General features: G+C 65.6%; 13 protein-coding genes. 11 read left to right on the top strand and 2 right to left on the bottom strand.

Annotated elements, in window-relative coordinates:
* From EAO27_RS05730 to EAO27_RS05710, 5 genes are all read left to right on the top strand, one after another.
* Positions 1–1209: a saccharopine dehydrogenase family protein gene (locus EAO27_RS05730; protein ID WP_242778029.1), complete on the top strand. Its 1209-nt coding sequence runs from the start codon at positions 1–3 to the stop codon at positions 1207–1209.
* 163 nt (positions 1210–1372) lie between these two features.
* Positions 1373–2467 (top strand): alpha/beta hydrolase, encoded by a 1095-nt coding sequence (locus EAO27_RS05725; protein WP_242778026.1) that lies wholly within the window; start codon positions 1373–1375, stop codon positions 2465–2467.
* Positions 2464–2814: a DMT family protein gene (locus EAO27_RS05720; RefSeq protein WP_242778021.1), complete on the top strand. Its 351-nt coding sequence runs from the start codon at positions 2464–2466 to the stop codon at positions 2812–2814. The genes EAO27_RS05725 and EAO27_RS05720 overlap by 4 nt, the downstream gene beginning before the upstream one ends.
* A gap of 153 nt (positions 2815–2967) precedes the next feature.
* Positions 2968–3969: a N(4)-(beta-N-acetylglucosaminyl)-L-asparaginase gene (locus EAO27_RS05715; RefSeq protein ID WP_242778019.1), complete on the top strand. Its 1002-nt coding sequence runs from the start codon at positions 2968–2970 to the stop codon at positions 3967–3969.
* Between the two features lie 45 nt (positions 3970–4014).
* Positions 4015–5202, top strand: coding sequence for a carboxynorspermidine decarboxylase (locus tag EAO27_RS05710; protein WP_242778016.1), 1188 nt, complete (start codon positions 4015–4017; stop codon positions 5200–5202).
* On the opposite strand, the gene EAO27_RS05705 is transcribed toward EAO27_RS05710, so the two are convergent.
* Complete coding sequence (locus EAO27_RS05705; protein ID WP_242778013.1) at positions 5203–5943, bottom strand: hypothetical protein; 741 nt, start codon at positions 5941–5943, stop codon at positions 5203–5205. It abuts the gene before it with no gap.
* 55 nt (positions 5944–5998) lie between these two features.
* Positions 5999–7669, bottom strand: coding sequence for an FAD-dependent oxidoreductase (locus EAO27_RS05700; RefSeq protein WP_242778010.1), 1671 nt, complete (start codon positions 7667–7669; stop codon positions 5999–6001).
* Positions 7670–7903: 234 nt separating this feature from the next.
* Between EAO27_RS05700 and EAO27_RS05695 the strand changes: the two genes are divergently transcribed.
* The 6 genes from EAO27_RS05695 (at position 7904) to EAO27_RS05670 (ending at position 14232) form a co-directional block, all read left to right on the top strand.
* A complete protein-coding gene (locus tag EAO27_RS05695) occupies positions 7904–9097 on the top strand; it encodes a type III PLP-dependent enzyme (protein ID WP_242778007.1) in 1194 nt (397 codons plus the stop codon).
* 183 nt (positions 9098–9280) lie between these two features.
* Positions 9281–10630: an NADP-specific glutamate dehydrogenase gene (gdhA, locus tag EAO27_RS05690; RefSeq protein ID WP_242778004.1), complete on the top strand. Its 1350-nt coding sequence runs from the start codon at positions 9281–9283 to the stop codon at positions 10628–10630.
* A 67-nt stretch (positions 10631–10697) separates the two neighbouring features.
* Positions 10698–12047: an MFS transporter gene (locus EAO27_RS05685; RefSeq protein WP_242778001.1), complete on the top strand. Its 1350-nt coding sequence runs from the start codon at positions 10698–10700 to the stop codon at positions 12045–12047.
* Positions 12048–12125: 78 nt separating this feature from the next.
* A complete protein-coding gene (locus tag EAO27_RS05680; RefSeq protein ID WP_242777998.1) occupies positions 12126–13283 on the top strand; it encodes a CoA transferase in 1158 nt (385 codons plus the stop codon).
* A 68-nt stretch (positions 13284–13351) separates the two neighbouring features.
* Complete coding sequence (locus EAO27_RS05675; RefSeq protein WP_242777995.1) at positions 13352–13783, top strand: MAPEG family protein; 432 nt, start codon at positions 13352–13354, stop codon at positions 13781–13783.
* A gap of 14 nt (positions 13784–13797) precedes the next feature.
* Positions 13798–14232: an MAPEG family protein gene (locus EAO27_RS05670; protein ID WP_242777991.1), complete on the top strand. Its 435-nt coding sequence runs from the start codon at positions 13798–13800 to the stop codon at positions 14230–14232.
* Positions 14233–14256: the final 24 nt, after the last annotated feature.

Below are 14256 nucleotides of genomic sequence, written 5' to 3'. Positions count from 1 at the left end.
ATGAGCAAGGTTTTGGTGATCGGCGCGGGCGGCGTCGGTTCGGTCGCGGTGCACAAGATGGCGATGAACCCCGACATCTTCCCCGACATCACCCTCGCCAGCCGCCGCAAGTTCAAGTGCGACGCGATCGCCGAATCGGTCAAGGAACGCATCGGGGTCACGATCAAGACCGCCGAGGTCGACGCCGACCATATCGACGCGACCGCGGCGCTGATCCGCTCGATCGGCGCGACGCACGTCGTCAACCTCGCGCTGCCCTATCAGGACCTCACCATCATGGAAGCGTGCCTGTCGACCGGCGCGCACTATATGGACACCGCGAACTACGAACCGCGCGACGAGGCGAAGTTCGAATATCACTGGCAATGGGCCTATCAGGACCGCTTCAAGGATGCGGGGCTGATGGCGCTGCTCGGTTCGGGCTTCGACCCCGGCGTCACCAGCGTCTTCACCACCTGGCTCAGGAAGCATCATTTCGACCGCATCGACACGCTCGATATCCTTGACTGCAACGGCGGCGATCATGGCCAGCATTTCGCAACCAACTTCAACCCGGAGATCAATATCCGCGAAGTGACCGCGGTCGCGCGTCACTGGGAAAATGGCGACTGGGTCGAAACCCCGCCGATGTCGGTGAAGCAGACGTTCGACTTCGAAGCCGTTGGCGAAAAGACGATGTACCTCATGTATCATGAGGAGATCGAAAGCCTGAAAACGCACCTGCCCGAAATCAAGCGCATCCGCTTCTGGATGACCTTCGGCGAGGCCTATATCACCCACCTGACCGTACTGCAGAATGTCGGCATGACGCGGATCGACCCGGTGATCTACGAAGGCCGCGAGATCGTGCCGCTACAGTTCCTGAAGGCCGTGCTTCCCGAACCGTCGAGCCTCGGCGAGACGACCAAGGGCAAGACCAACATCGGCGTCATCGCGACCGGCCTTGGCAAGGACGGCAAGGAAAAGACGCTCTACCTCTACAATATCTGCGACCATGAGGACGCCTATGCCGAAACCGGCAACCAGGCGGTGAGCTACACCACCGGCGTGCCCGCGATGATCGGCGCCGCGATGATGGTCACGGGCGCCTGGTCGGGCGACGGGGTGTTCAACATGGAACAGTTCGATCCCGACCCCTTCATGGACATGCTGAACAAGCACGGCCTGCCGTGGCAGGTGAAGGAGCTGGACGCTCCGCTGGATTTCTGATCGTCGGCCCGGTCCAGGACTAGCGCTAACGACATGAAACCCCGTTCGTGCTGAGCTTGTCGAAGCACCGTTCTTTCTTTCGATGTTGCAAAGACAGAACGGCCCTTCGACAAGCTCAGGGCGAACGGGGTATTTTTGTGCCCGAATGATTGAGAGGCATTTCATGAGACTGGTCTTCGCAATCATCACGGCGATCACATTCGCGTCCCCCGCCGCCGCACAGAGCGAAGACCCCTACGCCCCCGCCCGCGCGATCGTTGCCGATATCGGCCGGATCGTCACCCCGAACGGCGTGGAGGAGACGTTCGAGGCGACGCTCGGCGGCGCGCGTCAGGTCGTCAACGTCCGTGGCGCCGATCGCGACAACCCGGTCCTGATCTTCGTCCACGGCGGCCCCGGCGCGGTCGAGATGCCCTTCGCCTGGGCGTTCCAGCGCCCGTGGGAAGATGTCTTCACCGTCGTTCAGTACGACCAGCGCGGCGCGGGACGCAGCTATCCGCTGAACGATCCCGCGACGCTCGCGCCGACGATGACTCCCGAACGCTATCGCGACGATGCGATCGAACTGATCGAACTGCTGCAAAAGCGCTACGGCAAGAAAAAGGTCGTGCTGATGGGGCACAGCTGGGGCTCGATCGTCGGCCTGTCGGTCGCGGTGAAGCGCCCCGATCTGCTCCATGCCTATGTCGGGGTCGGCCAGGGCATCGATTTTCGCGAGGGCGAAAAGGCCGGCATGGCGTGGACGCGCGCGAAGGCGCTTGCGGCGGGCGACACCGAAGCCGTCGCCGCGATCGACGCGCTCGCCCCCTATCCGGCGGGCGACTTCACGATCGCCAAGGCCGACGGCTGGCGCAAATATGCGATCCCCTACGGCTCGCTCATCTACAACAAGCCTGACCTCAAACTCTATTTCCAGACCCCGCGCCTCTCGCCCGAATATGACCCCGCCGACATCGCCGCGTGGGGCAAGGGCAGCGAATTTTCGGTAACGACGCTGTGGCCGCGCCTCGCCGACGTGAGTTTCAAGCGCGTGCACACGATGGACGTGCCGATCGTGTTCCTTCTCGGCCGCCACGATTACACCGTCCCCTCGCCCGTCGCGGCCGACTGGTTCGCCAAGGTGAAGGCGCCGTCCAAAAAGCTCGTCTGGCTCGAACATTCGGCGCATATGCCGATGGTCGAGGAGCCGGGGCATTTTTTCGCCGCGCTGCTCCGCGACGTGCTGCCGCTGACGCGCGAGACGAAGGACGCCCCATGACACCCTATCTGCTGCCCATCGGCCTGCTCGTCCTCTCGAACATCTTCATGACCTTCGCCTGGTACGGCCACCTCGGCGACCTTTCGCGCCCGATGTGGCTCGCGATCCTGCTCGCCTGGGGTATCGCCTTTTTCGAATATTGCCTCGCGGTCCCCGCCAACCGCATCGGCCACAGCGTCTATTCGACCGCCGAGCTCAAGACGATGCAGGAGGTGATCACGCTGATCGTCTTCGCGGGTTTCGCGGTCTTCTGGCTCGGCGAGAAATTGACGCTCAACCACCTTGTCGGCTTCCTGCTGATTGCGGGCGGCGCTTTCTTCATCTTCAAGGGACCGATTGCGGCTTGAGATGACCTCCCTTTCTCCGTTCGTGCTGAGCTTGTCGAAGCACCGTCCTTCTCTTTGACACCAAAAGAAAGAACAGCCCTTCGACAAGCTCAGGGCGAACGGATTGTGTTTGCGCAGTTTTGGACTAGCCTCTCCCTCAGGGGAGACATCAACATGGCAGACGACAAGGCGATTTCACGGCGCAGATTCGCCGTCGGTGCGGCGGGTCTCGCGGCGCTCCCGGTCGCGGCCGAAGCCGCAAAACCGGCCAAGCCGGCCCCCATCCCCGTCGGCAAGCCCTTCATCCTCACAACCTGGGATTTCGGTCCGGGCGCCAACGCCATCGGCTGGCCGATGCTCGCAGAGGGAAAATCCTCGCTCGACGTCGTCGAGGCCGCGATCAACCATGTCGAACTGCTCGGCGACTATTGGGTCGGCGCCGACGGCGTGCCCAACGAAGTCGGCGAAACGACGCTCGACGCGATGATCCTGTGGGGACCGACGCACGACATCGGTGCCGTCGGCTGCCTGAAACGCGTCAAGAAGGCGATCTCGGTCGCGCGCAAGGTGATGGAAGAAACGCAGCACACGCTGATCGTCGGCGACGACGCGACGCGCTTCGCCGCGCGCATGGGCTTCACCGAAACCTCGCTCACCGGCCCCAAGTCGCAGGCAGCCTTCGCCAAATGGGCCGAAAAGGGCGAAAGGTCCGATGCCTTCGGCCCCGAACCGATCGCGCGCGACGACAGGCTCGCGGGGCACGACACCGTTGGCAGCATCGCGCTCGACGCCGCGGGCAATCTCACCGTCGGCTGCTCGACCAACGGCCGCGAATTCAAGATCCCCGGCCGCGTCGGCGACTCGCCCATCCCGGGGGCGGGCGCCTATGGCGACCAGGCGGTCGGAGGCGCGGTCGCGACGGGCAATGGCGACGTGATGATGCGCTTTCTGCCGACCTATCACGCGGTCGAACTGATGCGCGGCGGGATGCACCCGCAGGCCGCGGCCGAAGCGGCGATCAAGCGCATCGAGGACGCGGGCTATCGGATCAGCGGCGGCATCGCGGTCATCCGCCGCGACGGCGTTCACGGCGGCGCCAAGACGGGGTGGAAGGACAATCCTTTCAGCTATTCGGTGCAGACGGCGAGCGGCAATGTGAAGGTACCGGTGGCATAGCGACACCCCTTCCTTCAGCACCCTAAAACCCCTACATGCGCCGCCATGGAAACCAGAGCCGGCGACCCCGGGGCCTTTGCCCATTTCGACCTCACCCGCGTCCCCTCGCCCGCCTTCGTCGTCGACGCGGCAAAGGTGCGCGCGAACCTGGCGGTGCTGCGCCATATCGGCGACGCGTCGGGCGCGCGCGTACTCGCGGCACTCAAGGCCTTTTCGATGTGGTCGCTGGGCTCCACGGTAGCGGGCACGCTCGACGGCGTCTGCGCCTCGGGCCTCTATGAGGCGAAGCTCGGGCGCGAGGAATATGGCGGGCCGCACGGCGACAAGGAGGTCGCGACCTATTGCGCGGGCTACAAGGCGAATGACCTTCCCGAAATCGCCAAGCTCTCCGACCATCTGATCTTCAACTCGCCCGGGCAGATCGCGCGCTTCCGCCCGCTGCTCGATGAGCTTCGCGCCGCCGGCGAAACCTTCGACGTCGGGCTGCGCATCAACCCGCAGCACAGCGAGGGCGAGGTTCCGAAATATGATCCCGCCGCGCCGTGCAGCCGCCTCGGTTTCCCGGTAAGCCAGCTAACCCCCGAGCATATGGCGGGCGTCGATGGCATCCATATGCATGTCCTGTGCGAACAGGATTTCCCGCCGCTCGCGCGCACCTGGGCCGCGGTCGAGCCGAAGCTCGCGCCCTTCTTCGGCCGGCTCAAATGGATCAACTTCGGCGGCGGCCATCATGTCACACGCGCCGATTACCAGATCGATGACCTGATCGCCTTCCTGAAGGGCGTGCGCGAAACCACCGGCTGCGAGGTGATGATCGAGCCCGGCGAAGCCGTCGCGCTCGACGCCGGCATCCTGATCGGCGAAGTGCTCGACCTGTTCGACAACGGCATGCCGATCGGCATCACCGACATCAGCGCAACCTGCCACATGCCCGACGTGATCGAGGCGCCGTACCGCCCCGCGATGCTGGGCGAGGAAGCGGACGGCGCGGTTACGCGTCTCGGCGGCCCCTCGTGCCTCGCGGGCGACGTGATCGGCGACTATCGCCTGCCCGGCGGCGCCCATATCGGCCAGCGCTTCGCCTTCCTCGATCAGGCGCATTATTCGATGGTCAAGACCAACACCTTCAACGGCGTCCCGCTGCCGTCGATCTGGCTGTGGGACAGCGAAACCGATGAACTGAAGCTGGTCCGCGAATTCGGCTACGAGGATTTCAGGACGCGGCTCAGCTGATCAGAAGTGTGAGCCGTTGAAGATCAACCCGACCGCACGGTCGCGCGCGTCGGTCGCGGCGAGCGCGTTCCAGACGTCCTCGCATTCGAACCCGCACGCGATGTTGCGTTCCTCGTGACGGGCACCGATCCGGTACGGACCTGCCGCGGCCTGAACGCAGCCGTTTGCGGCGCGCGCCTTGGCGAAAGCCGCATTCTGCGCCTTGTCGCCTCCCTTGGCCGGGATCGCGCGGACCGCGGCGCGCGCGCCGTCGACCGTCGGGCAGGCATAGACCACGCTCATGTCCCCCGGCGCGTAATCGAGGCGGCCGTCGGGAATGAACTCCGACAGCCAGCGCTCGAAATCGGTCCGCGGATGTTTGTCGTTGCCCGTCTCATCGACGATCCCGACCAGCGCCGCGCCCGTCGCATTGACCCCGCGATAGACGATATAGCTCTCGTTTCCGCCGGCAAGCGCGAGCGTCCGGCGTGCGACGACGCCCTGGATCGTGATCGTCGATGCGGCCTCGGGGCTGTTTTGCGTGCATCCGGTGGCCTTCAGCCCCTCGAAGAACAGGCTGGTGTCGATCACATGGTTCCGCGGCGCCGGCTGGACGCCGTGATATCGGTCGAGCATTGTGCGCGCGGCCGCTTCGTCCGGACAGATGATGGTCGAAAAATCGTTGGGAATATCAATCTTCGCGGGCAGCGGTTCGCCCGCCCCCGACGCGGCCACGACGATCATCAATGCTGCCAGGCTCATCTTCACCCTCTTTTTTTGCTTCGATGCCAAAAACTTACCGCGTGATACGCGCGGATCAATCGCCGGTTCCCGACATTTCCGCCAGCGCGGCATGAATGTCGCTCACCACCACCGACCCCTCACCCACCGAGGATGCGACGCGCTTCACCGATCCCTTCCGCACGTCGCCGATCGCATAGACGCGCGGCCAGCTTGTTTCATAGCGGCTCGGCATGCGGTCGAGCGACCAGCCCGCCCTGACCAGTTCGAGCGGCGCGATATCGGTGCCGGTCTTCACGAAGCCGCGGTCGTCGCACACCATTTCCGCCGGCAGCCAGCGCGTGTGCGGGCGCGCGCCGATGAAGAGAAAGAGGAAACCGCAGTCGCAAGCCCCTTCCTCGCCGTTCATGCGGTCGCGCCAACCGATGCGGCTCAGCCGCCCGTCGCCCGCGTCGGCGCCGTGCAGCGCAACGACATCGGTCGCCGCGTGCAATTCGACGTTTGGATGCTCCTCCAGCCGTTTGACCAGATATTCGGACATCGTCTCGCGCAAATCGGCGCGGCGGTACATCACATGCACCTTGCGCGCGACGCCCGCGAGGTAGATTGCGCCCTGCCCCGCCGAGTTGCCCGCACCAACGACGGTTACCTCGGCATTGCCGCACAGTTGCGCCTCCATCGGCGTCGCGCCGTAAAAGATGCCGCGCCCCTCATAATGTTCGATGCCGTCGATCGGCAGCCGCTCATATTGCGCGCCGCTGGCGATCACCACCGCTCGGCCGCGCAGGCGGCGCCCGTCGGCGAGGCTGAGGCAATAGGCATCGCCGTCGCGGTCGATCGCCGCGGCGCGCACCGGCGCGACGATCCGCGCGCCGAATTTCTGCGCCTGTACCGTCGCGCGCCGCGCCAGTTCGCCCCCCGAAATGCCGGTCGGAAAGCCCAGATAATTCTCGATCTTCGACGAGGTGCCCGCCTGTCCGCCCGGCGCGAGCGAATCGATCGCGATCACCGTCAGCCCCTCCGACGCGGCATAGACCGCCGCCGCCAACCCGCCGGGGCCGCTGCCGACGACGATGACGTCGGCGGTCGCCCCGTCGGGCAGCAGGTCGAGACCCAGCCCCGCCGCCAATTGCTCGGGGGTCGGCTGTACCAGAAGATCGGCGGCGCCGAGGATCACCGCGGGCAATTGCGCTTCCGACAGCCCGCGCTCGGCCATCAGGTGCGCCGCGACCGGTCCTTCGGCGGGGTCGAACCAGCGGTGCGCGACGCCGTGCCGGGCGAGCAGGTCGCGCAGCGCATAGACGCTGCGGTCGAGCGCGGGGCCGAGCACGATCACCGCCGCGAAACCGCGGTTGTTGCTGAACTCGCGCCGCGCCGCGAAGACGCGGACGAAAATATCCGAATAGTGCGAATTGCCCGCGATCAGCCGCTGGAAATCACCGTGCGCGATGCGCAATATCTCGCCGTCGGCGCCCATCTCGACGCGCGACAGGTGCCGCTGTCCGGTCAGCACCGACAGGTCGCCTGCGAACTGCCCGCGCTCCATCCAGCCGACGCGCCTGGTGCCGTCGTCGGTGAAGGCGAAAATGTCGGTGTGGCCCGACAGGGTGACGATGCAGTCGGGCGCCAGCGTGCCCTCGGCGACGATCAGATCGCCCCTGCGATGCGACTCGATGGTGCCGAATGCCGCCAGTTCGGCGAGTTCCGCGTCGGTGAAATCATGGTTGACGTCGGCGCGGGTGGACATGGGCAGCGGCTCCTTGTTCACCGGCGCGCACGGCGCAACCGGCAGAAATGCGTCATTCTGTCGTGCCGGAACCCCCGGCCGGCGCAAAATCACCTCCCGCTTTCATAGGCGATTGCATAGGGTCTTTACAGGGGGGACCCCCGACCATATATGCGCCTCCGCTGCCCCAGGGGGACTTCCAATAACCGCAAGGCAGCCTTGGATGTTTAACGTATTTTTTGGGGGTCCCTTGAGTTGCACCAGCATCATAGCGCCCACGGGCTGATTCAGGCACTTTCGCCGGTCGAACCTGTCACGCTTGTCCGCCCGCACGCCGCGGCGCGCGCAGCGCGTTTCTTCATCGACCATTTTCCCGGCACGACCATGTATGCGGTCAAGGCGAATCCCTCGCCCGACCTGCTGCGCGTGCTGTGGGACAGCGGCGTGACACATTATGATGTGGCCTCGATCGCCGAGGTCCGCCTGGTCGCGCGCACGCTGCCGCAGGCGACGCTCTGCTTCATGCATCCGGTGAAGGCCGAGGAAGCGATTTCCGAAGCCTATTGGAAGCACGGCGTGCGCACCTTCTCGCTCGACACGATGGACGAGCTTGAGAAGATCGTGCGCGCCACCGAGGGCGCGCAGGACCTCAACCTGCTGGTGCGCCTGCGCGTCTCGTCCGACCATTCGAAGCTCAGCCTCGCCGCGAAGTTCGGTGCCGAGCCCGAGGATGTCGCCGAACTGCTGATGGCGACCCGCCAGGCCAGCGACGCGCTCGGCATCTGCTTCCACGTCGGCAGCCAGGCGATGACCCCGCACGCCTATGCGCAGGCGATGGAGCGCGTCCGGGCGGCGATCGTCGCGGCGGCGGTGACGGTCGACATCATCGATGTCGGCGGCGGCTTCCCCTCGTCCTATCCAGGCATGGAACCCCCGCCGCTCGGCGCCTATTTCGACACCATCCATCGCAGCTTCGAAAGCCTGCCGATCAGCTATTCGGCCGAACTGTGGTGCGAGCCCGGCCGCGCGCTGTCGGCGGAATACAGCTCGCTGATCGTGCGCGTCGAAAAGCGCCGCGGCGACGAACTCTATATCAACGACGGCGCCTATGGCGCGCTGTTCGACGCCGCGCACGTCGGCTGGCGCTTCCCCGTGTCGCTGCTCCGCAAGCCGGAGAGCGAGGCGGAGATGCTGGCGTTCAGCTTCTACGGGCCGACCTGCGACGACCTCGACCATATGGCGGGGCCGTTCTTCCTGCCGGCCGACATCCGGGCGGGCGATTTCATCGAGATCGGCATGCTCGGCGCCTATGGGTGTGCGATGCGGACCAGGTTCAACGGCTTCGGGGCGGAGGAAATCCACACCGTCAGCGACGAGCCGATGGCGAGCCTCTATATGGGCGAGGCCGCGCCCGAACGCCGCAGCGCGACGGTGACCAAGCTCTTCTGAGAGCCGCCGAAGCGATCGAAACAGGGGGCCGGTGCAGCGATGCACCGGCCCTTTTTTGCGTTGCGCGCCGCGCTCCCGCGGCACCAAGGCTTTGCCCTTCCCAAAAAAATCTTGCCCGCCGCGCCTTGATGCGCGCGGCGCAATGATCCACACGGCGCCCGATTATGACAATTGGAGGGCGATTTGAGCAAGATTGATGAAAAGTTGCAGCCGGTTCTGGACGAAGTGTTGCGTCGCAACGCCGGCGAGGCCGAATTCCACCAGGCGGTCCGCGAGGTGCTCGAAAGCCTCGGCCGCGTCGTCGCCAAGCATCCCGACTATGCCAGCCACGCCCTCATCGAACGCATTTGCGAACCCGAACGCCAGATCATCTTCCGCGTGCCGTGGGTCGACGACGCCGGGCAGGTCCAGATCAACCGCGGCTTCCGCGTCCAGTTCAACTCGGCGCTGGGCCCGTACAAGGGCGGCATCCGCTTTCACCCGTCGGTGAACCTCGGCATCGTCAAATTCCTCGGCTTCGAACAGATCTTCAAAAATGCGCTCACCGGCATGCCGATCGGCGGCGGCAAGGGCGGATCCGACTTCAACCCGCGCGGGCGCTCGGATGGCGAGATCATGCGCTTCTGCCAGGCCTTCATGACCGAGCTCCAGCGCCACCTCGGCGAATATACCGACGTCCCCGCGGGCGACATCGGCGTCGGCGGGCGCGAGATCGGCTATATGTTCGGCCAGTACAAGCGCCTGACCAACCGCTACGAGGCGGGCGTGCTCACCGGCAAGGGGCTCGTCTACGGCGGATCGCGCGCGCGGACCGAAGCCACCGGCTTCGGGCTCGTCTATTTCGTCCAGCAGATGCTCGCCACCAAAGGCGCGACGCTCGACGGCAAGCGCGTCGTCGTGTCCGGGTCGGGGAACGTCGCCGTCTATGCGATGGACAAGGTCCATCAGTTCGGCGGCAAGGTCATGGCCTGCTCGGATTCGAACGGCTATGTCGTCGACGAGAACGGCATCGATCTCGACCTGATCAAGGAAATCAAGGAGGTCCGCCGCGAACGCCTCTCCGAATATCCGCGCCTGCGCGGCACCGGTGCCCATTATATCGAAGGCGGCACGATCTGGGACGTGCCGTGCGACATCGCCCTGCCCTGCGCGACGCAGAACGAACTGACCGGAAAGGATGCGACGACGCTGATCGGGAACGGCGTGTCGGTGGTCGGCGAAGGTGCGAACATGCCCTCGACCCCCGACGCGGTGGAATTGTTCCAGACCAACGGCGTGATGTTCGCGCCGGGCAAGGCGGCCAACGCCGGCGGCGTCGCGACCTCGGCGCTCGAAATGCAGCAGAACGCCTCGCGCGACAGCTGGACCTTCGACAAGACCGAACAGCGGCTCGCGGAGATCATGCGGAGCATCCACGACAATTGCGCCGCAACCGCCGACGAATATAGCGCCCCCGGCAACTATGTCCTCGGCGCGAACATCGCGGGTTTCGTCCGCGTCGCCGAGGCGATGCGCTCGCTCGGCGTGATCTGACCGGTGCACCGGCACGGGACATGCCCGTGCCGGCCGGCCCGCGGCGAAGCGCTGGCATCGCCGCGGCTTGGCGCTAGACTGGGGCTTCATGCAGCCCTTTCACCAGCTCCTCGCCAACAACCTGGTCGCCAACATCACCAATTTCACGGTGTGGTTCGCGCTGACCTTCTGGATATTCCTCGAAACGCGGTCGGTGTTCGCGACCGGGATGATCGCGGGCATCTATCTCGTGCTCACCGCGATGCTCGGCATGTGGTTCGGCAGCCTCGTCGATCATCATCGCAAGGTCCGCATGATGATCGCATCGAGCCTTGCCTCCTTCGCGCTCTATGCCGCGGCGCTCGGCGGCTACGCCCTGTTTCCCGCGATCCGCACCGCCGCGACGACCGGGGCGGAGCTGTGGCTGTTCGTACTGGTGACGATGCTCGGCGCGATCGTCGGCAACATCCGCAACATCGCACTGCCGACGCTCGTCACCCTCCTGATCCCGGAAGGGCAGCGCGACAAGGCGAACGGGCTTGTCGGCATGGTCACGGGCATCGGCTTCCTGATGACCTCGGCGATCAGCGGCTTCCTCGTCGCCTGGGGAGGGATGGTCGCGACGCTCGGCTTCGCGATGCTGCTGTCGCTCGCAGCGGCGGGCCATTTGCTGTTCGTCCGCGTCGACGAACGCCGCGATGCGGGCGAAGAGGATACGCCGCGGCACGTCGACCTTGCGGGCACCTTCCGCCTGATCGCCGGCATTTCGGGCCTGTTCGCGCTGATCCTGTTCGCGGCCTTCAACAATCTGCTCGGCGGCGTCTTCATGGCGCTGATGGACGCGTACGGCCTGTCGCTGATGCCGGTCGAGCAATGGGGGCTGCTGTGGGCGTTCGTGTCGTGCGCCTTCGTCCTCAGCGGCGCGACGATCGCGCGTACGGGGCTCGGTGCCAATCCGGTGCGCACGCTGCTGCTCGTCAACCTCGTCTGCTGGTCGGTCGCGGCGGTCTTCACCGTCCAGTCGTCGATCCCGCTTCTCGCGGTTGGCGTCTTCATCTGGCTGTTCCTCGGCCCCTATGCCGAGGCCGCCGAACATACGACGCTGCAAAGGGTCGTGCCGTTCGAGCGCCAGGGACGCGTTTTCGGCTTCGCCCAGTCGGTCGAGACCGCCGCCTCGCCGCTCACCGCCTTCCTGATCGCGCCGCTCACCCAGTTCCTCTTCGTGCCGCTGATGACCGACGGCGCGGGCGCCGACGCGATCGGCGACTGGTACGGGCGCGGCCCCGAACGCGGCATCGCGATCGTCTTCACGATCACCGGGTTGCTCGGCATGCTCGCGACCCTGCTCGCCTTCCGGTCGAAATCCTATCGCCGCATCTCGGCCGCCTACGCCGCGGGAAGCGCGGTGCCTGCCGGAACGGGCGCGGCGCGGAACTAGCCGGCCGGGCGATTTTTGTTGCGCCTGTCCGGGGGCTTGGCGAAAGCGGGGACACCACGGAAGAGGAGCCGGCGCCGCATGAGCATGCTAGAGGGTATCCGCATCATCGACCTGACGACGGTCATCTTCGGCCCCTATGCGACGCAGATGCTCGCCGATCTGGGGGCCGAGGTGATCAAGGTCGAGGCGCCCGGGCTCGGCGACGTATCACGCTACCTCGGCAACGGCATTCCCGATCCGACGATGGGGTCGATCCACCTGACCGTGAACCGCGGCAAGCGCTCGATCGCGCTCGACCTCAAGAAGCCCGAGGATGCCGCGGTGCTGCGCGGGCTGATCGCAGAGGCCGACGTCTTTTTCCACAATGTCCGCAGCAAGGCGATCGCGCGGCTCGGTTTCGATTATGAAAGCTGCCGCGCGCTCAAGCCCGACATCATCTATGTCCACGGCACCGGCTTCGGGCAGGACGGCCCCTATGCCGACCTTCAGGCCTATGACGACGTCATCCAGGCCGCAACCGGGACGACCACCCTGCTGCCGCGCGTCGACGGCGATCCGCGCCCGCGCTATTTTCCGTCGCTGATCGCCGACAAGATCGCGGGCCAGTTCGGTGCGCAGGCGATGCTCGCCGCGCTGGTGCACAAGCTGCGCACCGGCGAGGGACAGGCGGTCGAGGTGCCGATGTTCGAATGCTTCGCTGCCTTCATGCTCACCGAGCATCTGCGCGACGACACGCTCGACCCGCCGATCGGCGCCGCGGGCTATCCGCGCCAGCTCGATCCGACGCGCCAGCCCTTCCCGACCGCCGACGGCTATCTCGCGATCGTACCCTACACCCCCGATTCGACCGCGCGGCTGATGGGCCTGCTCGGCAGCGAGGGCCTGCTCGCCTCGCCTGACTATGAAGCCGCGCGCGCGAAGGGCGAGCATATGGCGCTGATCTATACCGAAATCGCGGCGCGAACCCCCGCGAAGACCACCGCTCAATGGCTCGAAATCTTCGCCGCCAACGATATTCCTGCAATGCCGGTGCGCGACCTCCAGGACATTCGCGCCGACCCGCACCTGACCGCCACGGGCTTTTTCCGCCACCGCACCCACCCCGATGTCGGCGGTTATTGGGAAATGCAGCCGCCCGTGAAATATGGCGCCGCAGCGCAGCGCGACCTGGGCTTTGCGCCGAAAATCGACGGCGACGGCGACGCGATCCGCGCCGCGATCGCGGCGAGGGACTGAAACTCCGCCATTGCATAACCGCGCGCGCCGCCTAGCATCGCCGCCGGACAACAAGGGGGAAGCCAATTATGTCGCAAAGCCTTCTCGCGCCCGGTGCCGTGCTCGCGCTGTGGACGCTGGTCATGCTCGTCTGGGTCGCGGTCACGCGCTTCCGCGCGCTCGCCAAATCGGGCATCGATCTGAAAGCCGCGCCGCCGGGCGGCCGCGGCGCCGATCTTGAGGGGATATTGCCCCCCGACACCAACTGGAAATCGCACAATTATACGCATCTGCTCGAACAGCCGACGCTCTTCTATGCGGTCATCGTCTTCCTGCACCTGTCGGGCGGCAATACCGAGCTGACCCGCGGGCTCGCGTGGGCCTATGTCGTGCTGCGCATCGTCCACAGCCTGTGGCAGGCAACCGTGAACCGCATCCCGGTACGCTTCGCGCTCTTCGGGCTGTCGACCTTGTGCCTCGTCGCGCTGTCGGCGCTGGCCGTGATCGCAACCTTGGGCTGAGGGAGGAAGAGACGATGGAAACCAACGCGATATTGGGGCCCGTTGCCGCGCTGGCGCTGTGGTCGATGGTGATGTGGGTGTGGATGTACGCGACGCGAATCCCCGCGATGAGCCGCGCCAAGATCGACGCCGCGACGATGGTCGGCGGTACCGGCAAGAATCTCGACGATGTGCTGCCGCCACACGTCCAGTGGAAGGCGCACAACTACAACCATCTGATGGAACAGCCGACAGTCTTCTACGCGGTTGCGATCGCGCTCGCGGTCGGCGGCATGGGCGGCGGGCTCAACGCGCAGCTTGCCTGGGCCTATGTCGGCCTGCGCATCATCCACAGCCTGATCCAGGTCACGGTCAACCGCGTGATGTGGCGCTTCGCCGTCTTCGCGCTCGCCAGCCTCGCGCTGCTCGCACTGTGCGTGCACGCTTTCATCGGATTTGTGCTGCACTGAGCAAAGAAAGCCGCTCTTCCTTTC

The organism is Sphingopyxis sp. YF1, assembly GCF_022701295.1.
Lineage (GTDB): Bacteria > Pseudomonadota > Alphaproteobacteria > Sphingomonadales > Sphingomonadaceae > Sphingopyxis.
This window is presented reverse-complemented; position numbering and strand designations above follow the sequence as displayed.